Raw genomic sequence first — 22,798 nt, forward strand, 5'->3', positions numbered from 1 at the left:
GCAGACTAACGGGCTTCCTTCTCGCTGTCTCCCTTTCCGGAAATCGAATCGCGCATGTTAGTGTCGGACTCTACATTCTTCATTTTGTAGTAATCCATGATCCCGAGGTTGCCATTGCGGAAGGCTTCCGCCATCGCCAGAGGCACTTGGGCTTCTGCCTCGACAACCTTAGCTCGCATTTCCTGCACCTTGGCCTGCATTTCCTGCTCGAGGGCAACCGCCGCCGCGCGACGAATTTCCGCCTGCGCTTGAGCCATATTCTTGTTGGCTTCCGCCTGAGCTTCCTGGAGCAAGGCACCCACGTTTTGCCCCACATCGACATCGGCGATGTCGATCGAAAGAATTTCAAAGGCGGTGCCCACATCCAAGCCGCGCTGCAGCACGACCTTGGAAATGCTGTCCGGGCTTTCCAAAACCTTCTTGTAGCTGTCGGCCGAACCGATAGTCGTGACAATACCTTCACCCACACGAGCGATGATGGTCTCTTCCTTGGCCCCCCCTACGAAGCGGTCCAAATTGGTACGCACGGTCACTCGAGCTTTTGCTTTCACTTGTATCCCATCTTTGGCGACGCCATCGATCGACTTCTTGGGACCGTCTTGGCTGGGACAATCGATCACCTTCGGGTCAACCGAAGTGCGAACCGCCTCGACCACCGACTTGCCCGATCCCTTGGTGGCAAGGTCGATGGCGCACGCCTGCACCCACTCCAACTTGATGCCCGCCTTTTTGGCTGCGATGATAGCCTGCACCGTAGGAATCAAGTTACCGCCTGCCAAGTAGTGAGCTTCCAAAGGCCCTTCCTGCAAATCGATCCCAGCTTTGATCGCTGTGATCTTGGCATCGACCACCGTGCTGTAAGGCACGCTACGCAAGCGCATGGCGACCAAGGTGGTGAAGCCCACGCCCGCTCCAGAGAGGATCGCCTTGAGCCAAGTTTGGAAGAAGGACAGCAGGTAAAGAAAAATTACCAGTCCGATGATGCCCGCGACGACGAGGGCAATTGTGATCATTGTGCTATTCATTATACTTTGGATACAGTTACTTTAAATTGATCGAAAGAGTCGACTCTCACCAACTCTCCCTTGTCCAGAAATCCGCTACGCGAGTACGCCTCGAACTTGCGCCCTTCGACGATAACGTAACCCGTTGGCGAAAGCGCCGTAGCCGTGGTGCCCTGCTTTCCCACCCAATCGCTTTCGCAAACGTCCGACTGGCTTTTGCCGGTCACCTGGTCTTGCAAGAAAAACTTCTTTCCCGCAGCAGTCTTGGGCAGAACCTTGAACTCGAACCAGAGGCACGCCACCACCCCAACCAGGCCCACGCCAAATACAATAATAGCCCCTTCCATGGAATAGCTCTCGTAGGCGAATCCTACAGCCGCCAACAAGCTGATGCCGCCAAAGATTCCCACGATACCGCCGGGAATGAAAATTTCCAAGGCGATGAGGGCGAAACCCAAAATCAAAAGTCCGATGATTACGCTCATGAGTCGGCGATCTCCACAATGTATCCAAAATCCGACTTCGACACAACCCGCACCTGCGTACCCCTGTCGGCGGACCCGAAATTGAGCTTGGCGTCGTAACGCCGTCCGTCGATTTCGATTTCGCCGCTTGGCATGAGGTCCGACACGGCAACTGCCACGGCCCCGACAAGGCTCGATTCCGCCGAGGAAGCGCTTACTCCCTCCACGTCACCACCGAGTCCCGCGACCGACTCCTTCAACACCAAGCGGTCCCAGAGAAAGGTTTTCGGCAAAAAGCGAGCAAGGACCAAGACCCCGACCACTCCCATAAGAACGCCTCCCACCAAGTTCTGGACTGGCTTCTCGAACATCTCCCAACTCCAAGTGAAATCCGGAGTTTCCGAGGGCCAAATGTCGGCCATGGCCCAGACCAAACTGACTAGCATCATGATGAATCCGGGAATTGCGAAGAACAGGGTTCCGGGAGCCACGAAAACTTCCAGGAAGAGCAGTGCGACACCTATGATAAATAACAGCAGCGGCTCATGCCCAGACAGACCCGCCACATTGTGGCCAAAGATCGCGATCAAGAAAAAGACTACTCCGACGATGCCAAACACCCCGAAGCCCGGCGTTTGGAATTCCACGTAAACGCTGATCACCGCAACCGCTAGGAGAAACGGCGCCAAGCCAACGATGAATTCCGCCAAACTCAAGGACCAGGTCGCCTCGAATCGAGTGATCACTGGATCCGTATCCACTGCCAAGCTACTAATCAACTTGTCGAGATCGTCAACGATGCCCGATCCAAGCAAGGGCATCGGCGGATCCCCGTACACCTCGTGAGCCCGCTTAGCAGTCAGGTTCAGCAGCTCGCCTTTGGGAGAAATGACCTCTTCACCGATCTTGAACTCGAACTCTGGATCCATCATCGCTCGGATCACCTCGCTGCGGAAGGCGTACTGGTCCGTATAAGCTTCCATCTTCGCGTTCAGATAGGACATCAGTTTTCGTTTCATCGACTCGTTGATGTCCTCTCCCTGCCCCGTAACTGGCTCCGCGCTGCCGATGACCGCCTTGGAGGTGAAGTAAATCTCGTTCGTCACCGCTGCGATAATCGCTCCCGCCGAAATAGCTTCGTCGTTCACATAGGTGATCGTTTTACCGGGAAAACGGTCGAGAACCTCCATGATCTCCAAAGTAGAATCGAGACGCCCTCCCGGAGTGTTCATATCCAGCACCACGGTGCCGTAGCCTTCCGCAATCGCTGTCTTCACGCTCCCGCGAATGGCATACAAGGTCGTCGGCCCGATCGGCCCCTCGACTGGAACCACATAAAATTTGGCCGACTCCTCTCCCCCATCCTTCGCCGGGGCATTGGCAGACTCGACAGCCTCCGGTTCCTCGACTGCCACTTGAGCCGAGACGATCGAATTCGTGATTGATGCCCACAAACCGAGGCAAATCAGGGTACAGCAACGAATTATCATGGGTAGGGAAATAGTGTCGCCTAGAAATACGAAATGCAAGACCCAGCCGTTGCAGTTCTCTTTCCTAAACTTTTGATTTCCAAAATACAGCAAAACGCACTTTGATTCCACAGCACTAACATGGAGGAAATAGAGTACCTAGGAGAAACGATCTATCGCTGGGCTGTCGGAGCCTCGACCTACCTGGCCGCTCCCCGAAGAGGAGCTCGCCTGATGAATTGGAACCTCAGTTACGCCGACGGTACCTTCCGCGACATCATTCACTGGCCAGACATCGACTCCATCGACAAACTGGTAAAAGCGCGCGGCGGCAACCCCATCCTCTTCCCCTTTTCGGCCCGAACCTATTCAAAAGGTGAAATCCAGAAGTGGGTAGCTCCATCCGGCAAGACGCTGCCGATGCCCATGCATGGTTTCGCCCGCCAAAACGCCTTCGAAATCACTCGCGTCGACAAGACCGGATTCGCCGCAAAACTCGTACAGGACAAGGTAGCGAAAGAGGCCTACCCGTTCGACTACGACTTCGAGGTCATCTACCGCTTCCAGGAAAAAGAATTCAGCGTGGAGCTCCGCCTTTCCAACCATGGCAAAGAAAGCATTCCTTGGTCCGCTGGGCACCATTTTTACTTCACAATACCCTGGCTCGACGGCACGACACGCGACGACTACAGCTTGCGCATACCAGCCAAAAAAGCAGTTCGCCACGCCCCCAACGGCAGCCTCGATCCCGTGAAAGGCCACAAGAAAACGGAATCGATCGCAAATCCATCGATCGTGGACCGTATCCATTACCAGCTTACAGACTCGCTTGTGGAATGCATCTGCAAGCAGGACGACTCGCGCCTCAAAATCGAGATCGGAACGCAAGCGACTCCAAATCCAGGATACGCGCTGGTGACTTGGACCGAATCCGACAAGTCCCCCTTCTTCTGCATCGAACCCTGGATGGGACCCCCCAACGCTCCAGAAAACGAAATCGGCCTTCACCAAGTCGGCCCAGGCGAGACGCAAGCCTTCTCGGTGACGGTGTCGGTAGAGTGAGGTAGCGTCCGCTGTCCCAGCGGGCATTCCTATGCCATCGACCCACTGGGACAGTGGGCCCTACCTCTCAAAAACACAAAAAACCGCCCTGCTCGCACAGGACGGTTTTCTAAATTACAGCTAAAATCGGATTCGCTTAGGCGTAGATCTCGCCCTCGGCAAAGAAGCGCTTGAGCTCCGCAGCAGCGGTCTCAGGGCCGTCGGATGCGTGAACGACGTTGCGCATCATATCGGTGCCGAAGTCTCCACGGATCGTACCAGCTGGAGCCTTGGTCGAATCCGTTGGGCCAAGCAGCTCGCGCACCCGTGCGATCACGTTCTCGCCCTGCAAAGCGACGAAGATCACGGGACGGGAGCTCATGAAAGCTTCGATTTCCGGGAAGAAGGGCTTGTCCGCCACATGGGCGTAGTGCTCGCGCAAGATCTCAGAGCCAAGCTTGGACATCTTGCTCGCTACGATCGCAAAACCTTCTTTTTCGAAACGGGAGAGCACTTGGCCAGCGAGGCCCTTTTCCATGCAGTCCGGCTTCAGGATGATGAATGTTTTTTCCATTTTGTATTCAGTTAAAGGGAGGAGGGAAACGTATCTAAGGCTCCACTACACGGAGCGGAAGATAAGGGAGGCGTTTTGCCCGCCGAAGCCCAAGCTGTTGCTCATGGTGATGCTTAGCTTCGCTTCGCGAGCTTCGTTCGGCACGTAGTCGAGATCGCAATCCGGATCCGGCGTCTGCAAGTTCATAGTCGGAGCGACCTTGCCCTCTTGCAGCATCTTCGCGCAAGCCACGGACTCGATTCCCCCTGCCGCGCCGAGCAGGTGCCCAGTCATGGACTTGGTGGAGCTGATCATAAGCTTGTCCGCATGAGCGCCGAAAAGACCGCGAACCGCCGCCGTTTCGAACTTGTCGTTGTAAGGAGTCGAGGTGCCGTGAGCGTTGATGTACTCGACTTGCTCCGCGTTGAGGTTGGCGGACTTGAGAGCCCGCTTCATGGCCGAAATGAGGCCCTTTCCTTCCGGATGCGGGGCAGTGATGTGGTTAGCGTCACAAGATGCACCGTAGCCGGCAACCTCGCATATGATATTCGCGCCCCGCTTCTTGGCGTGCTCCAGAGATTCGATAACGATGATTCCAGCGCCCTCGCCCATTACGAATCCATCACGTCCAGAATCGAACGGACGGCTGGCATGCTCTGGGTCGTCGTTATTGGTCGACATGGCCTTCATCGAGCAGAAGCCCGCGAAGGATAGCGGAGTGATCGTCGCCTCGCTTCCGCCACAGATCATAACGTCCGCTTCGCCAAGTCGGATGGTCTTGAGAGCCTCGCCGATGGCGTGGGCTCCGGTGGCGCAAGCGCTGACGATGGAGAAGTTAGGTCCCATGGCTCCGTACTCGATAGCGAGCACGCCAGATGCCATGTTGGAAATAAGGGCGGGGATCAGGAAAGGCGAAACCTTGCGCGGTCCGCTCTCGAGGAGCTTTTTCGCGTTTTGCTCCATAGTATCCATTCCTCCGATACCGGAACCGACGAATACACCGATACGCTCGGGGTCCTCCTTGTCGAACTCGAGTCCCGATTGGGCGACCGCTTCTTTCGCCGCCGCGAAGGCGAACTGCACGAAGCGGTCGTTGCGACGCGCTTCCTTGGGATCCATAGCGGCAGCGGGATCGAAGTCGCGCACTTGCCCGCCGATCTTGCAGGTAAACTTCTCCGTGTCGAAGGCGTCGACGCGGCTGATACCGTTCTTGCCCGCGATCAGGCCATTGAAGAAGCTATCGACATCCAAGCCGATAGGGGTGATGGCGCCCAGGCCAGTCACTACCACTCTTTGATTATCCGGCAATTCGCTCATAGAATGCTGTGGTTTTTGTACGAAAAAGTCGCTTGAAGCAAAGACTTCCAAGCGACCCTTGTCGAAAATTGAATTTTAAGCTCGGTCGCTTACGCGCCAGCCTTGCCGTTGATGTAGCTGATTACATCGCCAACAGTCTGCAGCTTTTCAGCGTCGGACTCAGGAATCTCACCGTCGATCTCGTCCTTGAACTCTTCTTCGAAGGCCATGATCAGCTCGACTGTATCGAGAGAGTCAGCGCCCAAGTCGTCGAGGAAAGATGCACCCGGAGTGATCTGCTCTTCATTCACGTTGAGCTGGTTTACGATGATCTCGGAGACCCGTTGTTCGATTGTTTTTTCGTCAGCCATTTTCGGTCAAAAAATAAGTTATAAAATCCACGAGGGATCACATCGCCATGCCGCCGTCAACGGTAAAAACTTGGCCCGTGATATAATTAGCTTCTTCCGACGCTAAGTACGTGACCATGTTGGCGATATCCGACGCTTCCCCCATGCGCTTGAGAGGAATTTGAGGGAGGATCATGTCCAAGGCGGAGTCCGCCAGCTTGGAAGTCATGTCCGTCTTGATGAAGCCGGGAGCCACCGCGTTCACCGTGATGCTGCGGGACGCCAGCTCGCGCGCAAGGCTCTTGGTGAAACCGATCATGCCCGCCTTGGCAGCGGAATAGTTGGTTTGCCCCGCGTTGCCCATGATTCCGGAAACGGAGGTGATGTTGATCACGCGACCGAAACGCTTGCGCGTCATCGGGCGAGCGAGGCCCTTAACCCAGTAGAAAACACTGTTCAGATTGGTGGAAACCACGTCTTCCCAGTCTTCTTCGCTCATGCGGAAAAGCAGGTTGTCGCGGGTGATGCCCGCGTTGTTCACGAGGATGTCGATGTTGCCGTACTCCTCGAGCAATTCCTCGCAGGCCTTGGCCACCGCAACCTTGTCGCCCACGTCTACAGCCTTCGCGACCGCCTTGCCTCCGGCCGCATTGATCGCTTCCGCAGCAGCTCCGCAGGAGGACTCGGATTGGGAAACGCAAATCACTGTTACGCCCTCTTTCGCAAGGGATTCGGCGATCGCGCGACCGATACCGCGGCCAGCTCCGGTTACGAGGGCAACTTTGTTGTCAAAAGTGAGGTTCATAGAATGGGAAAGGTTGCGGTTTTCGAGCTCGACCGCCACGGTCTGGCTACCAAAGGACAAAAAGCACTACGCCTCGCCGGGCACTTGGCAACGATAGTTTTAGGTAAAGCAATTCTCCCGCATAAGAAACATTGCCACGGCGGGTTTCCCCTGCACGATCTGCCGTTTTTTCCGATGGACTCGCCACAACCGATACGAACGCAAAAATTCCTCGCCGACGCCGGCCTTTGCTCGCGGCGCGTAGCCGAGGAGTACATCAAGAACGGGGAAGTCACCATCAACGGCAAAACCGCTGAACTCGGCTCCAAGGTCATGCCCGGCTCGGACGACGTCCGACTCAATGGACGCCGCGTCAAGGCGAGCCAAAGCAAGAAGCAGCTGGTCATCGCTCTCAACAAGCCCAAGGGCTTCATCTGCAGCAACGACGATCCTCACAACGAACGCACCGTATTCGACTTGCTGCCAAAAGAATTTGCCGGAGAACGCCTCTTTTGCGCCGGCCGACTCGACAAGGATTCCGAGGGGTTGCTCATACTCACCAACGACGGCGACCTCGCCAACCGCCTCATGCATCCCTCGAACTTGATCACGAAGCGCTACCACGTTTCGCTGAAGCAAGCCTACCCTCGAGCCAAGCTGTTCCGCCTGATGCGGGGTGTAACCGTGGAAGGCGAGAAACTAAAGGTCGAAAAAGCGGTCTTTGCGGGAGATAAGAACAAAGACGAATCAACGGAGCTGGATCTCGCCATGCACCACGGAAAGAAGCGGGAAATTCGCCGCCTCTTCCAAGCGCTGCATTTTGACGTGAAAAAGTTAAAGCGGTATCAGATCGGCCGATACAGCATCAAAGGAATGCCCAAAGGCGCCGGCATCGCTCTGACCTCCCGCGAGATCAGCCTGCTCTTCAAGGCCGACACCGACTTGTAAACCTTTCAATCCCAGTTAACGACCATGAAGCTAATAATCGCATCCCTGGCCCTTGCCCTCGCCTCTATCGCTTCCGCCGCAGACGGCATCCCCGTCTACCTCGATCCCGCGGAAGACTCGCTGCAGGTTGGCGAACTCGAAGCGATCTCCCTCGCCGTCCCCGCCAACTGGCCCCGCGACGTCGCCGCGATCGAAGGCTGGCAACCCATCTACTACCGCGACGTCTTCGAGGTCTACCTCGACAACAACGACATCGCCAAGGACTTGTCCGCAAAACCCGGAAGGCCCTACTTGACCGCTCCGTCCAACGAAGCGCCTACCCTCGCCATCGCCACCGACAAGGACAAGATGGACATCATCAGCGTCGACACCTGGTTCTGCAAAGTGCAGCTCGAAACCATCATCGTAGGCTACATCCCGAGCTCCTCCATCGAGGCGAGCGACATCGTCAACAGCTTGGCCTCCGCCCCCGCTCCCCAAATGTCCGACCTTCCCGAGGCGGCAGCGGTAACCGAATTGGTGGGACGCTTCGAAAAAACCGGCATGATCGGCAAGAACCGCACCGGAGTCGCCTACAAGCTTACCGGCTTGGACGGCAAGACGCTCGCATTCGTGGACACCTCGGAAGTCCCCGAGCGGATACACGTCGAGGACTTCATCAAGCGAGAAGTGCGCGTATCCGGAATCTTGAAACAAACGGAGGAAACCGAAGACGTTATCCTGACTGCCAAATCCATAAAGAATGCGTTCTGATACGCCTTCCCATGTCGCCCTCAATCGTCCTCCTGCAACAAAACTCCTCTTCATGAAACTCATAGACGGAAAAAAGATCTCCCAAGATATCGTATCCGAATTGACCGACTCGGTCGCGAAAATCGAGGGCGCCAAGCCCTGTATCGCCTTCATTCGCGTCGGCGAAGACCCCGCCTCCGTTTCTTACGTTCGCCAAAAGAACCGCACCGCCGAGGCGATTGGCATCAAGCCTCTCCTCTTCGAGCTTCCCGAAACCATCACCCAAGAGGAGCTTTTCGCCAAGGTCGACGAGCTCAACGCGGACAGCTCCGTGCACGGCATCTTGATCCAGTCCCCGCTTCCCAAGGGACTCGACGAGCAAGCAGCCTTCAACCGTATCGATCCCAACAAGGACGTAGACGGCTTCCATGTGCAAAACGCCGGCCGCGTAGTCCAAGAGGATCCTGCCGGTTTCGCCTCCTGTACGCCTGCAGGGATCATCGAGATCTGCCAGCGCGAGGGCATTTCACTCGAGGGCAAGCACGTCGTGGTCATCGGCCGCAGTTTGATCGTGGGCAAGACCTTCGCCCTGCTCGCCATGCAAAAAGGTCCCCACGCCAATGCCACGGTGACCGTTTGCCACTCCCGCACCAAAAACCTCCCCGAGGTGGTGCGTGCCGGAGACGTCGTCGTCGCCGCCATCGGCCGTCCCAACTTCGTCACCGCCGACATGGTGAAGGAGGGGGCAGTCGTGATCGACGTAGGCATCAACCGAGTGGAGGACCCTTCCAAGAAGTCTGGATACAGGCTGGTTGGCGACGTCGATTTCGCAGCCGTCGAACCCAAGGCTTCCCGCATCACTCCCGTGCCAGGAGGCGTAGGTCCCATGACAGTGGCGATGCTGATGAAAAACACTTTCAAAGCCCACCAACTTCAGTCAGGTTCATAGCAATCCATCTCTTAAACGCCTTACCGCTTCCTGAATGAGCGAACTTTCTCCTACTCAAGACCTTCCTAAAACCAAGAGCACAGTCCTCGTAGTCGACGACGAGCCCATCAACATCCAATTGCTGCAACGCAAACTGGAGTGGGACGGAATCACGGTGCTCACTGCGACAAATGGGGAGGCCTGCTTGGAGGTCGCAAAGGAGGAAAGGCCCGATCTCATCCTTCTCGATGTCATGATGCCGGGCATGGATGGATTCGCAGTCTGCGCTAAGCTGCGCGAAGACAAGCGTACCAAGGCCATCCCCGTCATTTTCGTAACCGCCCACAATTCCAAAAAGGGCAAGCTCGAGGGACTGGAAGCAGGAGCTGTCGACTACATCACCAAGCCCATCGACTTGGACGAGACGATCGCCCGTGTTCGCACGCAGTTGAGCTATCTCGCGATCAACAAGGCAAACGTGGAGCTGACGCGTCGTCTCGGCGAATCCCGTCGCTCCGCCGCCATCGGCGCCCTCACCCAAGGTATCGCCCACAACTTGAATAACTTGCTCGGCGTGGTAATGGGCTACCTCGAGCTAGCGAAGGTCAACTACAAGGACCCGGACAAGGTCCTCAAGAATATCGCTCGCGTCGAATCCGCCTCCAACCGCATCGTCGGTATCATCAAGCAGCTCAGCACCGTCGCCTTCACTACGCGGCTTCCCTTGCACGAGATGGGACTCGAGCGCCTCATATCCGGCAGCCTCCGTCGCGCCCAGGAAGACAGCAACCGCGATTACGACGTCGAAGTGCAAAACCAAGTAGGCGAGGTCTTCATCAAGACCAATATCGAAGCCTTCGAAGACGCCCTGTCGAAACTCGTCATCAACGCTTGGGAAAGCTACGGCCCGGACTTCACCGGCGAGCGCCCTATCAACTTAGTCGTCACCCAAGACGAACAAGAAATCGAATTCTCCATCATCGACCAAGGAAGAGGCATCGACCCAGAGGTCGAGGAGAACATGTTCGAGCCTTTCATCAGCACCAAGAACACAGTGGGTGTAGGCATGGGCCTCACCGTGGCCCGCCACGCAATCCGTACCCTCGGCGGCGAGATTAGCATCTTGCCAAACGACGACGGACAAGGCGTAACTGCAAAGTTCACCCACCCTATAAACCGAGAAGAGAGCTAGCCCTATCGTTTGGCCAGCTCCCTTCCCTGACCTCCCAAGGAGGACCCAACTATGAAAATCGGATTCATCGGAGCCGGCAACATGGGCCGTGCCATCGCTAACGGATTGGTCGCAAAGGGAGTCTGCAAAGCAGACGCCCTCCAGTGCATCAGCGCCTCAGGAAAAGGCTCTGCCATCATGGCCGAGCAAACCGGAGCGCGGATTGCCGCCAGCAAGAAGGAGCTTATCGAGCAGTCAGACGTCGTCGTGCTCGCATTCAAGCCCCAGCATCTGGAGACCATTACCGACGAGGAAGCAAAAGCCGCCACCGGGAAGCTTGTGGTATCCGTCCTGGCAGGACGCACGCTCGCCTCCATGAAGGCTGTTTTCCCAGAGGCCTCCAACCTCGTGCGCGTCATGCCAAATACGCCGTCCCAGATCGGCAAGGGCGTATCGACCTATTGCTTCGAGCAAACGCCCAGCGATTCACAGCAAGCGGAGGTCAACGAACTTCTCGCATCTCTCGGGACTGCCTATGAAGTAGCCGAAGACCAATTACACGTCGCGACCGTTATCAACGGCTGCGGCCCAGCTTTCTACTTCCGCATCGGCCAACTCATCAGTGAAGCGGCTGACGCTCGCGGGCTCGACAAAGACCTTGCCCTCAAGCTAGCCGCCGAAACCGGAATCGGCTCCCTCGAGCTTATGAAAGCCAGCAAACGCGACCCCAAGGACCTGATCGACGAAGTGGTTTCGCCAAATGGCGTCACCCACGCCTTGCTCACCAGCTTGGACCGCCAAGGATTTCCCAAGATCATCGACCAATCGATGCAAGATGCGGTGGACCGCTCCATCGAACTCTCCCAGAGCAAGTAAACGAATAGTGCAAACGCTTCGGCAGTCTCGCAAAACGAGCGCGGCTGCCAGCAAAGAAAAAGGCCGCCCATGCTTCATGGACGGCCTTAAAAGTTTCTAAGCTGCGATCGTTTAGAAGTACTCAGCCAGCTCGGCGGCTGTCCATGCGCCCCTCGAACCGATATCAGCACGGATCGTAGCGACCTGCTCTTCGGTGACTTCGCCCGCGCCATTGTCCCAAGATCCGCGGATATGAGAGATGACGGCTGCGATTTCAGCATCGTTGAGCACTGCCCCAAACGCTGGCATCGCCCCGTTGTAGGTGTTGCCCTTGACTTGGATCTCTCCGCCTAGGCCATGGAGCAAAACCTTGATCGAGATCTCCGGAGCTCCGGTAACCCACTCCGAGCCGGCAAGCGGCGGGAAAGCTCCTGGCAAGCCTTGGCCCTGACCTTGGTGGCACGCCACGCATTGCTGGGCGTAAATCTTGGAACCGTCGTAGACGATCGGACCTTCTGGCTCCTTGGGGCGGTTTTTGTAAGCCTCCATCGCGGCGATGTGCTGGCGATCTGCAAGTACGCTCGTTGAGTCGTACTCCGCGAAGTAGCGGCGTTGATAGAACCAAGCGAAAACGAAAACGATGATCAGGGCAGCGGCTGTAAAAAAGGCAACCGGCGACCCTTCGATTCGCTTGCGACGAAGCTGGGCATGCACCCGCAAAACGCTCTCGTCGCTCGCCTTGCTAGCGTCGACTCCTGGCAAATGTGGTTGTTCTTGATCGTCTTGCATCACTTGTAGGCGAGCTTTTCAGGCGTGGGCGCCTCTTCAATTTCGTAGGCTTGGCTGAGCGCAAGCATGTAGGCCACCAGCGCGTCGGCATCGGCCGAGGGCACGATTTCGTAACCTTCCTCCACGCGGAACCCTTCTGGAAGATCGAGAGCTCGGTTGGAAGCTTCTCCAACTATCTTTCGCTTCTCGAAGAGGAACGCGAAAGGCGGCATGTTGCTTCCTGGAGATGTGATTTCCGGATTGTAGAAATGAAGGTAGTGCCAACCTGCCTCCGTGCGACGGGTTCCGACGTTTGCGAGGTCAGGGCCAACGCGATTGTAGCCAGTGAATACGGGGCTTTGGTCGATGTAGTCGAGAGGCATGGATTGGCGATCGCCCCAACCTCTTTCGATGTCCGTACCCGTTACTGCGATTGTTTGCTGTGTATGACAGTTCACGCATCCCTGTTCTTGGTAGACCTCGCGTCCGCGCAAAGCCAACCCCTCGACCAAAGTAGGCACGCGATCCGCGCCCTTGCCGATTGGAGATAGATTGCCGCCCTCTTGAATAGGCTTAACCAGCGTCACCGCCCAAGAGAGCGAGACAATGATCAGCACACCAATGAAAATGAAAGGACCTCTGTTCATGAGTGAGTGTACTCGAGTTCAGGAGCTGGCTCGATCAAGTCAGCTGATTGCTCCTTTTCAGTACGAGGAGAGAGAAGTATCCAAACGAAAGATACAGCGTAAGCGAAGTTGCCAATGGCAAACATCACTGAACCGATCGTCGTGAGGAAGAGGTAAGTGTCGGTGCTCTTGAGAATTGCGATCGTATCCGCGTCGCTTCCGTTGAGCAGCGCTCCATGGGCCCAACCTCCGTAAACGAGGCTGACCGTAACCAGGAAGATACCGAGGCCCTGAACCCAAAATTGAAGGTCCGCCAAAGACGGGTTCGGCAGTTCCTTGTTCAGAAGGCGCGGGAGTATGTAGTAAACCATACCCGTGAAGGCCATGCCCGCAAAACCAACCAAGAACAAGTAGCGAACCCCATCGTTGTATTGGCTGAACTGCGTCATTTCCTGAACTTCACGCAAAGCTCCCAAGATAGTGAGAACCGTTGCGACGATGAAGGCCACGACCGCGTAGAAAACGTAACGTACCGAAAGCGTGTCCCATATTTTCGAGAAACTGGAGAACAAGCTCGAGAGGAACTGCATGGTGAAGACCGAGAGCGGAAGGAACAACCCGAAGCTTGCCACCACCCCAACGGAGGCAATCCACGCTGGGAACGGTCCGTTCACCAGAGAAGCAAGACCTGCGGCACTGGAAAACAGAATCCAGCTCCAAAATGCGATACCCGACTGACGATAGCCTACGATGTGCTGACCGAGAGCCTTCGGGATGAGGTAATAGATCGTCGCGAAGGCGAAAGGCGCGACAACCAAACCGAGGAGGTTGCCACCGAACCAAGCAGCAATGACGCTTTGGAAAACGCCTTGGGCAGGCATGCAAAAGATCATCACCTGGGCGACGGTGTAAATCCAAACGAAGCAGAACACCCCCGCCAAGGCATACCATTGGGAAGCGAAGGATGAACGGTAGGCGCGAGCCTTGAACGCCAACAAAATCCAAATGCCTAGTCCGATGAATGCAGCGAAAAGAAACGGCGCCGCGTAAGTCGGAAATTCCAGCATGCGGTAAGGATTTTGGTCTCCCTTGAAAATTCCGAATAGGCCGATGATAACCGCGAGGTTCCAAGCGCCCGTCGAGATGGCCAGCACCGCGCTGTTGCCGCTGGGACGGCCGCCCAAACGAGCGATGATCCATGCGACGCAAGCGAGGCCTGCGTTGAAAAGCCACCCATATACCAAGGCGTTCCAAAACGCGGGGTAAGCCTTGCCGTAGGTCAGCCAGCCGTATTCCGCCAAGTAAGTCGGAGAGTGCAGCTTGACCGAGACGATCAGTCCGAGCAAGGACGCGACGAGCAGCCAGAAAACTGAGCCCTTGATCAATCCCAGCACCGCGAAGCGCATGGAGGAGTCGATCGTCTGTTCCCTTTCGCGCTGCGATCCATCGCCTTCCAGACTTGGAAAGATCGATGAAAAGAGGTTGCAGATCAAATTCATAGCTAAGTTCGGGATTGCGAAAACACCCTCTTGCGAGCGTCGCCTACTTGGCGTTTTCGGCGATCACGAGTTCCTTTGCTCGTTCGATGGAGAGGCGAACCTTCCCGCTTGTCGGGTCGGTTACCTTTGTCGTTGAAAGAAGGGACTCAGCCGCTCCGTTGTGCTCTGCGAGCGTGGTGTCTGGCACGGTGAACTTCGAAACTTCCGGCGTCTCGGTCGAGTCGACATAAACCTTGCTGGTGAGGAACCAGAAAAGCAGGAACAAGCCGATGATGGCGACGACGACCGGGAACGAGCTACGCGATGGTGTGTGCGCTTGAGCAGTCATTTGCAAAAAACTAGTGGTTGTGGTTCAGGCACTCCCCAATGCGAGGGTCGCGGATTGGGATGATCTTAACCTTGTGGAAGCTGGTCCAGAAAGCCCAAAGCAGGACCCCGGCACCTCCCAGCAGAGCAGCCGCCAACCACAGGAGTCCCAGTGGATGGTGGATGAAGTCTACCGGATGGTGATGATCCTTGAGAGCTGGGAGAACGTTGAAGATAACGTCGAAAAGCTGCATGAAGAGAATCCAGCACGCCATGAATACCATCGCCGGAAATTTCGTCTTCAGCGGGAATTGCAGCATGAACAGGAACGGGAAGAGGAAATGACCGAAGATCAGGAACATGGATACGCCGTACCACATGCCCTCCTCGCGGAAGTTGTACCAAAACGTTTCTTCCGGAATGTTACCGTTCCAGATCAGGAAGTACTGGGAGAAACTGATGTAAGCCCAGAAAACGGTGAACGCGAAGCAGAGAGTGCTCAAGTCGTGCAAGTGCTTCGTGTTAAAGATCCCCTTGAGGGGGCCCTTCGCGACGAGGAAAGCAGCGACCAAGACAAGCACCGCGAGGGCTGCTCGCATGGAATTGGCGAAGAACCAAACGCCGAACATGGTGGAGAACCAGTGGTATTCAAGCGACATGATCCAGTCGAAACCGGCCATCGACCACGTCAGAGCGACCACGACCAAACCTCCCGCTGCATGCTTACGGCTGGAGAAGGTGTGCTCTGCAGAGCCGTCGCTGTCCTGGGAGAAGGAATTGCGACGGAAGGTGCGGGCGAAGTAGATCCAGGCGCCAAAGGAAATGATGGTACGCGCCCAGAAGCCAAACGGCCCGAACTCGTTCAACCACCAGGTCTTCTTCTGGTAGAGCACATCCTCGGCAACCTTGTGGCCGTGAACGACAGCGTCCTCGTTCATCCAGATCCAGATGGTGCCCTGGTCCTTGAGGTAGGTGATTGCGAAGAGCGGGATGAAGAGCACCGCCATCCAAGGAAGGGCGGCGAGGAAGTTCTCAGCCTGGCGACGGATCACCGTAGACCAGTAGGCGTCGAAAATATGGTGAATCATCACCAAGAAAAGCATTCCGATGGTGATCGACGTCGTGAAGATCATACCGATCAGGTAGCAGAAGGAGGCCATCCGCGTGTCGACAAACATGCCGATCAGCGAGACGATCAGGCCCACGGCCCCGATCATTAGCCACTTAGTTGGGTTCGGAAGCGAAGCGTCGCGTTCTGCACTCATAGTCCTAGTTCCTCCTTGCTAGCAGGAGTTAAATCTTTGGCGGAGCCGTTCGCGGCGCGCTGCAGGGCGCGGACGTAGAGAACGACGTTCCAACGGTCTTCGACCGAAAGCTTTTCCTTGTATCCGTACATGCGACCGCTGCGGCTTCCATGACCGATGTAATGGAAGATCTCGCCGTCGGCCATGTCCGTGTAGGGAGCGGCCGTCAAATTCGCGATCGCCGTCATGCCGAAAGCCGCCGTGCGGCCATTGCCGTCACCTGCAGCCCCATGACAAGGGGTGCAGTAGATTTGGTAGCGTTCCTCGCCGCGCTCCATGGCGGCTTGGTTCACCTCGATCGGAAAACCATTGCCGTAAGCCTCACCCTTTTTGCCAGTCGCCTTGTAGGCATCTGGCTCGAAAGTGCCGCGAGCAACCGTACCAGGAACCGGCAAACGGTCAGTACGGCCATCCGCGAAGAAAGCGCTTTCCGCCTGCGGATGGTACTTCGGCATGTGATCCATGTCGTCGAAGATCTCGAGCGGACGCTTTGTTGTCGTTGTGCCTCGGAAACCGAGCACGCTAATCGCCGCGATCACGACGAATGCAAATATCAGGTATACGTAGCGCATCTCGTTATTTCTCCATGTCGGATACTTCGACCGGATGCAGACCTTCGATGAAGGTGCGCGTCTTGGCGTCGTCGAACTGTGGATCTTCGGACTCGATGTAGAGGAAGAACTTGTCGTCGGACATTTCCGCCACCTTGTCGGCCTTGAGCGCCGAATGGTAATGCATCGGCAGCTTGTTGAGGATGAACATGCCAATGATCGAAGCAAAGGCTGAGAAGAGAATGGTAAGCTCGTAGGACACCGGGAAGGCGAAGAACGGGCTGAAGAGCGGCTTGCCGCCGATCAAGATCTTGTAGTCAAACGCGTTGGTATAGAAGATCATGCTCATACCGGTGATGAAACCGGTGGTGCCGCCCACGATCGTAAAGCGTGGTACCCATGAGCGCTTGAGGCCCATGGCTCCATCCATGCCGTGGATCGGGAACGGAGTGATCACGTCCCAACGCTTGAAGCCTGCGTCCCTCACCTTTTCCGCTGCATGCATGATGTCAGCCGGGGTGTCGAACTTAGCGAGTATTCCAAATTTGTCCGCCATTTTTAGAGGAGTCGACGTTTAGAGATTAGTGGTGGTGGGGATCAGCCTGTGGAGTGACTGCCTTGATTTCCGCCATGGCCATGAGCGGCACGAAGCGAAGGAAGAGCAGGAACAGCACAGAGAAGAGGCCGAAGGTTCCAAGGTAAGTGAAGATGTCCACGACCGTCGGGCTGTAGTAGCCCCAGCTGGAAGGCAGGAAGTCGCGGGACAAGGAAGTCACGGTGATAACGAAACGCTCGAACCACATCCCGACGTTGACGAAAAGGGAGATAACCCAAACCAGCGTCGTGTTCTCGCGGATGCTTTTGAACCAGAAAAACTGTGGAGAGATAACGTTACAGGAAATCATGATCCAGTACGCCCAAGCGTAGTTGCCGAAAGCACGGTTCACGAAAGCGAAGATTTCGAACTCATTCGCGCCGTAAGCAGCAATGAAGAACTCCATTCCGTAGGCGTAACCAACCATCGTACCCGTGGCCAAGATGATCTTGGTCATACAGTCGATGTGGTACTGGGTGATGAGGTCCTGCAGGCCGTAGATGGCACGCAGCGGCAACATCAAGGTGATCACCATGCCGAAGCCCGAGAAGATCGCGCCCGCAACGAAGTACGGCGGGAAGATGGTGGTATGCCAGCCAGGAACCAAGGAGATCGCGAAGTCGAAGGATACGATGGTGTGAACCGAGAGTACCAGCGGAGTAGAGAGACCGGCCAGGATGAGGTAGAGCATTTCGTAGTTGCTCCAGTGGCGGTTGGATCCACGCCAGCCCATGGCTACGATGCCGTAGGCGATCTTGCGGAACTTGGTCTTGGCCCGGTCGCGGACAGTCGCGAAGTCAGGGATCAAGCCGATGTACCAGAAGAGCACAGAAACCGTACCGTAAGTGGATACCGCGAATACGTCCCACAAGAGCGCCGAACGGAAGTTTGGCCAGATGGCGTTCGCGTTCGGGAATGGGAAGAGGTAGCCAGGATAGAGGGCGAACCAAACACGACCCACGTGGAAGACAGGGAACAAGCCCGCGCAAACCACAGCGAAGATCGTCATCGCTTCCGCAGCGCGGTTGATCGAGGTACGCCACTTCTGCCTGAGCAGACAGAGGATCGCCGAGATCAGCGTACCCGCGTGGCCGATACCGATCCAGAATACGAAGTTGACGATCGCCCAACCCCAGTTGACTGGATTGGCCAGACCCCAAACACCGACACCGGTCACTGTAAGATACGCCAAACCGATAAAGGTGAAGCTCGCTGTGGCGCAAGCGATGATGAAGCACACCCACCACCAGGTAGGCGTCTTCTCTTCGATGATACCGCAAATCTTCTCGGTGATCCAATTGAAGGAACGGTTATTATCCACGCACGCGGGGCGCGGGATATCGACCGGATTCACCTCGTCGAGAATCGCAGGTCTCACTTCATGAGAATGTGAGCTAGACATTAGTGGTGTCCTCCTTCGCTGTCAGAATGGGAGTCATGGGAATCGTGTGAAACACTCGCCTTCGGCGCCTTCGCCTTGTACTCCTTCTTGGAGAGAGGCATGTCGTGGTAATCCGGCATCTCTGGATTCGGATTGCGGATGCGAGCCATGAACGTGGTGCGTGGTCGCGTGTTCAAGTAACCGAGGAGCGAATACGTACGCTCGTTTTCGCGCAGTTGCGAAACGCGGCTGTTCGCGTCCTTCAAGTCACCAAATACGATGGCATCAGTCGGACAAGCTTGCTCGCAGGCAACCTTGATGGCACCGTCGCGAACGCGGACGTCATCGCTGTCGCCAGCCTTGGCCTGTTGGGCGATCTTAGCTTGGTTGATACGCTGTACGCAGAAAGTACACTTTTCCATCACGCCGCGCATGCGCACGGATACGTCTGGATTCTGCGCCATCTGCACAAGCTCGGGCATTCCCTTAGGAGCGAGCGGCCCCAGGTAAAGCTTGTCCAGCTCGCGCTGCTGGTAATCGAAGAAGTTGAAGCGGCGAACCTTGTAAGGACAGTTGTTCGCGCAGTAGCGGGTACCGATACAGCGGTTGTACGCCATGGCGTTGAGACCTTCTTCGTCGTGAACCGTCGCATTAACTGGGCAAACCGTCTCACAAGGAGCAGTCTCACACTGCATACAGGCGATTGGCTGGAGAGAAACCTGCGGATCCTCTGGGATCTCGGTATTGTCCTTGGCTCCAGAGGAGAAGTAACGGTCGAGGCGGATCCAGTGCATTTCGCGTCCGCGACGCACTTGGTCGCGACCTACGATAGGAATGTTGTTTTCGCTCTGACACGCAATTACGCAGGAGTTACAGCCTGTGCACACGTTCAGATCGATGCTCATCCCCCACTGGTGAATACCGGTGAGATCTGGATGCTCGTACATCGAACCACCGCGAGGAGTGTCGGTGATCTTCTCCTGCGTCGACATATCCTCCGCCCCTGCGTAAATCGCTGGAGAATGGGATTCCATGCCCATCTTGGATACGAAGTTCTTGTCCGCTGCGTAGTCGTCGAGATTGGACTCGCGAACGATCGCGCGGCCTTCCATCGACCAGTGCTCCTGCGTTTCCGCGAGCTGGTACTCTGCACCGGTAAGAGCGAGCGTGGCGTTGGAAACGAAAGCGGCAGCGGAACGGATGGCGTAAGCGCTGAACCCGGAGCCTGTTCCCACGCGGCCGGTCTTTGTACGGCCGTATCCAAGCGGCAATACAACGGTGTAGTTGTCGAGGCCTGGCTGAATGTGAATGGCTCCCGTGATCTCGCGGCCGTCGACCGAGATGGTGGCGACCGAAGCGAACTGGCGACCGTCGCGAACCTTGTTCGGATTCTTGCGAGCGACCTGATTCATGGAATCCGGGGCGATGATGTCGAGATCCTTGGCCAACTTCGGGCTAACGATGATAGCGTTGTCCCAAGTAAGCTTGGTCATGGGGTCTGGACATTCCTGCAACCAACCATTGTTGGCGAAACGACCGTCGTCCACCGAAGCGTCGTTGAGGAAACGGACTTCGAGGCTGTTCTTGTCCTTGGGAGCCTCAGGAGCCGTGAAGCCCTTGAGCAGGTCGGCGAGCTCCAGTCCTGAAACGTTACTGTTAGCAGTTTTGTAACCGCCAGACTTGAACCCTTCATTGAGGAAGGCTTCGAATGCACGCTTGCCAGGGGTCCCGTTAGCGGACTGGAAGGTAGCGTAAACGAGACTGTAGCCGTCGGCATTCGCCTCGCCTACGAGGCGAGCCAGTACTTCGATTTCGGATACACCATCGAAGAGCGGAAGAATCATCGGCTGCTGAGCCACCACGTCGCCGCCGTATGTGCGACCATCGCCCCAAGCTTCTAGGAAATGAGCTTGAGTGATGTGGTAAGTGGACGCTTCGGACGTTTCGTCGGCATAGTAACCGAGGCGAACGACCTCCTCTACCTTGCCCAACAACCCGGCGAAATCGATACCGGCTGGAGCATTGTAGACAGGGTTGCCACCGAGGATAACGAGCGAGTTGACAGAACCGGCTTCGATGCTGGAAGCGAGATCCTGAATGGTAGCGGTCTTGCCGTTATCGACGGAGACCAAAGAAACGGTCTTCTTCAGGTTGCCGAGCTTCTCATTGACCAAAAGTCCCAGAGCGTGAGCTTCCGGAGAGAGGTGCTGCCCAACGAAGACGAGGCTTTCGCCCTTGTGGTTCTTGAGGTCTGCCGCGCACTTGACCGCCCATTCCTTGGTCCCAGCCTCGAGCTTGTCTGCGAGCGGAGAGAGAACGGACTTGAGAGCGTTGCCCTCGACGCCGAGGTCGAGTTCAAGAGCGATCGCCGCAAGGAAAGAAACCATCTGGCTCGACGCAAGTCGCTTGCGGTGGTCGGCCATGGCGCCGGTGAGCGAGAAGTTGCTCTCCACCGAGTAAAGACGATTCATCTCGTCCTTGCTGGAGCGAACGCGACGTCCGTCGGCGAACTGCTTGGAGAACTGCACCGCCCCCTGCTCTTCGTCTAGGAAGTCGGCGTCAACCGCGAGGATGCGGGAAGCCTTGGACAGGTCATACTTTGGCTGAAGAGAGGCGTTGCCGGTGACCTTGGCGGCCGCGATGCCCGCGTTGGTCGCGTCGATCGCGTCGTATTCAGCCCAAGTCGCTTGCGGGAAGGCCTTGAGGAAGGCTTGCTTCAGGCGAAGGCGGGTGGGAGAGGAAGAGCTTTCAGCGAGAACCGCGACACCCTTGCCGTTGGACGATGCGTACTTCTTGTTGAGGGAAGCGAGCAAGTCATTGACGTCCGCGTTGCTGATTTTGGCAGAACCCTTGGTGTGGGCCGTGGCGCGATCAGGATCGTAGAGATCGAGGATGGCTGCTTGAGCCTTGCGAGTCGTGCCTCCCTTGTAGCCGGGATGGTCGTCGTTGCCTTCAACCTTAGTCGGACGGCCGGTGTGCGTCTCGATGAGAAGCGGAAGCGTTTCGCCACGCAGCGGGAAACCGGTCGCATAGTAGAGAGCCTGACCAGGAATCTGGTGCTCGGGCATCTTCGAATGCGGGAGGATGTGCGACTCAGGGCGGCGACAGCCGGCAAAGCCGAGACCGCCGATTGCGAAGGACGCCGCCATGATCTTGAAGAAGTGGCGACGGTCCACCTCGTTCATTTCCGAGGCTTCGGGACCGAACTCGCGCTCGACTTGAGCGAGGAATTCGGGAGATTGCGACAGGTCGTCGAGGCTGCGCCAGTAGCGCGGGCCAGACAATTCCGCTGTTTCAGGATGTGTATAAGGTGCGCGTTTCATCGATGGCAGCCTGTGCAGCTTTGAGGAGGAGTGATGTTGCGTTCTTCAACAAACTTGAGGCCGTCCTTGATCTGGCCCTGCTTGCCGCCGGGATGTACCCAGTCGAGGTTGAATACTTCGTCGACCGGACGGAGGACTTCTTCCGGATTGCGGTGGCAGTCGAGACACCAGCCCATGCTCATTGGCTCGGCATGCGAAACGACTTCCATCTCGTTGACCTGCCCATGACATTCCACGCAGGAAACGCCGCGCGTCACGTGAGCTTGGTGGCTGAAGTAGACATAATCGGGAACCTGATGAACCCGCTTCCAAGCTACCGGCTCGCCCGTGGCATAGCTTTCCCGGATCGGGGCGAGCAACTCGCTGTCCGTCTTGATCATGCTGTGACACTTCATGCAAGTGTCCGCAGCAGGGATGTTGGCAACGTCGGACTTGTCGACCCCATCGTGACAGTAACGGCAGTCGAGACCGAGCTCGCCTACGTGGAAACTGTGGTCGTAAGGGACCGGCTGAGTTGGCTCGTAGCCGACCCGAACGTATTTCGGCGTCACATAATAGGTGATGCCGGCGAGGAGCGTAGTCACGAAGACGAAGACGAAAACAACGATCTTCAGTGGCAACGCGTTCGACCACTTTGGAAACACTTTAGACATAGCGGTAAAAGGTTAGCCGTTCCTGTCAGGGAAGGAGCAGTTAGGCGAATCGCGAATCCTCTCGATTCACCGATCGAGGATCCTGACGCAGCTTGATGGCAGAGGCATTCGAAGGATTACCCTTCTCCTTGCTACGAGCTAGCAGCTTAGGCAATGCGACGACGCCAGCCACGACGGCAGCGATCGCAAGTAGAAAC

Annotated in this window: 23 protein-coding genes; 6 read left to right on the forward strand and 17 right to left on the reverse strand. The window is 56.5% G+C overall.

Annotated features, from left to right (window positions below):
• Positions 1 to 5: 5 nt before the first annotated feature.
• The 3 genes from floA to IEN85_RS02815 are packed head-to-tail and all read right to left on the reverse strand — an operon-like array spanning position 6 to position 2,958.
• A complete protein-coding gene (gene floA / locus IEN85_RS02805; RefSeq protein WP_224772423.1) occupies positions 6 to 1,025 on the reverse strand; it encodes a flotillin-like protein FloA in 1,020 nt (339 codons plus the stop codon).
• Complete coding sequence (locus IEN85_RS02810; protein WP_484555976.1) at positions 1,025 to 1,513, reverse strand: NfeD family protein; 489 nt, start codon at positions 1,511 to 1,513, stop codon at positions 1,025 to 1,027. The genes floA and IEN85_RS02810 overlap by 1 nt, the downstream gene beginning before the upstream one ends.
• Positions 1,486 to 2,958: an NfeD family protein gene (locus IEN85_RS02815; protein ID WP_191615551.1), complete on the reverse strand. Its 1,473-nt coding sequence runs from the start codon at positions 2,956 to 2,958 to the stop codon at positions 1,486 to 1,488. The genes IEN85_RS02810 and IEN85_RS02815 overlap by 28 nt, the downstream gene beginning before the upstream one ends.
• A 120-nt stretch (positions 2,959 to 3,078) precedes the next feature.
• On the opposite strand from IEN85_RS02815, the gene IEN85_RS02820 reads away from it, so the two are divergent.
• The gene (locus tag IEN85_RS02820) at positions 3,079 to 3,999 is read left to right on the forward strand and encodes an aldose epimerase family protein (protein WP_191615552.1); all 921 of its coding nucleotides are present in this window, start codon (positions 3,079 to 3,081) and stop codon (positions 3,997 to 3,999) included.
• A 136-nt stretch (positions 4,000 to 4,135) separates the two neighbouring features.
• Here the strand turns inward: IEN85_RS02820 and ndk are convergent, their stop codons facing one another.
• The 4 genes from ndk to fabG form a co-directional block, all read right to left on the reverse strand.
• On the reverse strand, positions 4,136 to 4,552 hold the full coding sequence (gene ndk / locus IEN85_RS02825; RefSeq protein WP_191615553.1) for a nucleoside-diphosphate kinase: 417 nt from the start codon (positions 4,550 to 4,552) through the stop codon (positions 4,136 to 4,138).
• Between the two features lie 45 nt (positions 4,553 to 4,597).
• On the reverse strand, positions 4,598 to 5,848 hold the full coding sequence (gene fabF, locus IEN85_RS02830; protein ID WP_191615554.1) for a beta-ketoacyl-ACP synthase II: 1,251 nt from the start codon (positions 5,846 to 5,848) through the stop codon (positions 4,598 to 4,600).
• An 89-nt stretch (positions 5,849 to 5,937) separates the two neighbouring features.
• On the reverse strand, positions 5,938 to 6,198 hold the full coding sequence (gene acpP / locus IEN85_RS02835; protein ID WP_191615555.1) for an acyl carrier protein: 261 nt from the start codon (positions 6,196 to 6,198) through the stop codon (positions 5,938 to 5,940).
• A gap of 37 nt (positions 6,199 to 6,235) precedes the next feature.
• Positions 6,236 to 6,982, reverse strand: coding sequence for a 3-oxoacyl-[acyl-carrier-protein] reductase (gene fabG / locus IEN85_RS02840; RefSeq protein ID WP_191615556.1), 747 nt, complete (start codon positions 6,980 to 6,982; stop codon positions 6,236 to 6,238).
• Positions 6,983 to 7,156: 174 nt separating this feature from the next.
• Between fabG and IEN85_RS02845 the strand changes: the two genes are divergently transcribed.
• From IEN85_RS02845 to proC, 5 genes are read left to right on the forward strand one after another with little or no spacing between them, the layout of a single operon-like run.
• Positions 7,157 to 7,909: a pseudouridine synthase gene (locus tag IEN85_RS02845; protein ID WP_191615557.1), complete on the forward strand. Its 753-nt coding sequence runs from the start codon at positions 7,157 to 7,159 to the stop codon at positions 7,907 to 7,909.
• Between the two features lie 24 nt (positions 7,910 to 7,933).
• On the forward strand, positions 7,934 to 8,662 hold the full coding sequence (locus IEN85_RS02850) for a hypothetical protein (protein WP_191615558.1): 729 nt from the start codon (positions 7,934 to 7,936) through the stop codon (positions 8,660 to 8,662).
• Between the two features lie 52 nt (positions 8,663 to 8,714).
• Positions 8,715 to 9,590: a bifunctional methylenetetrahydrofolate dehydrogenase/methenyltetrahydrofolate cyclohydrolase FolD gene (gene folD, locus IEN85_RS02855; protein ID WP_191615559.1), complete on the forward strand. Its 876-nt coding sequence runs from the start codon at positions 8,715 to 8,717 to the stop codon at positions 9,588 to 9,590.
• Between the two features lie 34 nt (positions 9,591 to 9,624).
• Positions 9,625 to 10,761, forward strand: coding sequence for a hybrid sensor histidine kinase/response regulator (locus IEN85_RS02860; protein WP_191615560.1), 1,137 nt, complete (start codon positions 9,625 to 9,627; stop codon positions 10,759 to 10,761).
• Positions 10,762 to 10,812: 51 nt separating this feature from the next.
• Complete coding sequence (proC, locus tag IEN85_RS02865) at positions 10,813 to 11,616, forward strand: pyrroline-5-carboxylate reductase (protein ID WP_191615561.1); 804 nt, start codon at positions 10,813 to 10,815, stop codon at positions 11,614 to 11,616.
• Between the two features lie 111 nt (positions 11,617 to 11,727).
• On the opposite strand, the gene IEN85_RS24735 is transcribed toward proC, so the two are convergent.
• From IEN85_RS24735 to IEN85_RS02915, 10 genes are read right to left on the reverse strand one after another with little or no spacing between them, the layout of a single operon-like run.
• Positions 11,728 to 12,384, reverse strand: a complete 657-nt coding sequence (locus tag IEN85_RS24735) for a c-type cytochrome (protein WP_309026279.1) — start codon at positions 12,382 to 12,384, stop codon at positions 11,728 to 11,730.
• Positions 12,384 to 13,010, reverse strand: a complete 627-nt coding sequence (locus IEN85_RS02875; protein WP_191615562.1) for a cbb3-type cytochrome c oxidase subunit II — start codon at positions 13,008 to 13,010, stop codon at positions 12,384 to 12,386. The genes IEN85_RS24735 and IEN85_RS02875 overlap by 1 nt, the downstream gene beginning before the upstream one ends.
• Positions 13,007 to 14,488 (reverse strand): cbb3-type cytochrome c oxidase subunit I, encoded by a 1,482-nt coding sequence (locus IEN85_RS02880; protein WP_191615563.1) that lies wholly within the window; start codon positions 14,486 to 14,488, stop codon positions 13,007 to 13,009. The genes IEN85_RS02875 and IEN85_RS02880 overlap by 4 nt, the downstream gene beginning before the upstream one ends.
• Positions 14,489 to 14,531: 43 nt before the next feature.
• Complete coding sequence (locus tag IEN85_RS02885) at positions 14,532 to 14,816, reverse strand: hypothetical protein (protein WP_191615564.1); 285 nt, start codon at positions 14,814 to 14,816, stop codon at positions 14,532 to 14,534.
• 10 nt (positions 14,817 to 14,826) lie between these two features.
• Entirely contained in the window at positions 14,827 to 16,059 is a 1,233-nt protein-coding gene (locus IEN85_RS02890) for a hypothetical protein (protein ID WP_191615565.1), read from the reverse strand.
• Positions 16,056 to 16,670 carry a c-type cytochrome gene (locus IEN85_RS02895; RefSeq protein WP_191615566.1) on the reverse strand — a complete coding sequence of 205 codons (615 nt, stop codon included), beginning with the start codon at positions 16,668 to 16,670 and terminating at the stop codon, positions 16,056 to 16,058. Before IEN85_RS02895 ends, IEN85_RS02890 begins: the two co-directional genes overlap by 4 nt.
• A 4-nt stretch (positions 16,671 to 16,674) precedes the next feature.
• Positions 16,675 to 17,205: a DUF3341 domain-containing protein gene (locus tag IEN85_RS02900; protein ID WP_191615567.1), complete on the reverse strand. Its 531-nt coding sequence runs from the start codon at positions 17,203 to 17,205 to the stop codon at positions 16,675 to 16,677.
• Between the two features lie 25 nt (positions 17,206 to 17,230).
• On the reverse strand, positions 17,231 to 18,646 hold the full coding sequence (gene nrfD, locus IEN85_RS02905) for an NrfD/PsrC family molybdoenzyme membrane anchor subunit (protein WP_191615568.1): 1,416 nt from the start codon (positions 18,644 to 18,646) through the stop codon (positions 17,231 to 17,233).
• Complete coding sequence (locus tag IEN85_RS02910; RefSeq protein ID WP_191615569.1) at positions 18,646 to 21,948, reverse strand: TAT-variant-translocated molybdopterin oxidoreductase; 3,303 nt, start codon at positions 21,946 to 21,948, stop codon at positions 18,646 to 18,648. Before IEN85_RS02910 ends, nrfD begins: the two co-directional genes overlap by 1 nt.
• Positions 21,945 to 22,601 carry a cytochrome c3 family protein gene (locus IEN85_RS02915; protein WP_191615570.1) on the reverse strand — a complete coding sequence of 219 codons (657 nt, stop codon included), beginning with the start codon at positions 22,599 to 22,601 and terminating at the stop codon, positions 21,945 to 21,947. Before IEN85_RS02915 ends, IEN85_RS02910 begins: the two co-directional genes overlap by 4 nt.
• Positions 22,602 to 22,798: the final 197 nt, after the last annotated feature.

The sequence above is a fragment of the Pelagicoccus enzymogenes genome (assembly GCF_014803405.1).
Classification (GTDB): domain Bacteria; phylum Verrucomicrobiota; class Verrucomicrobiia; order Opitutales; family Opitutaceae; genus Pelagicoccus; species Pelagicoccus enzymogenes.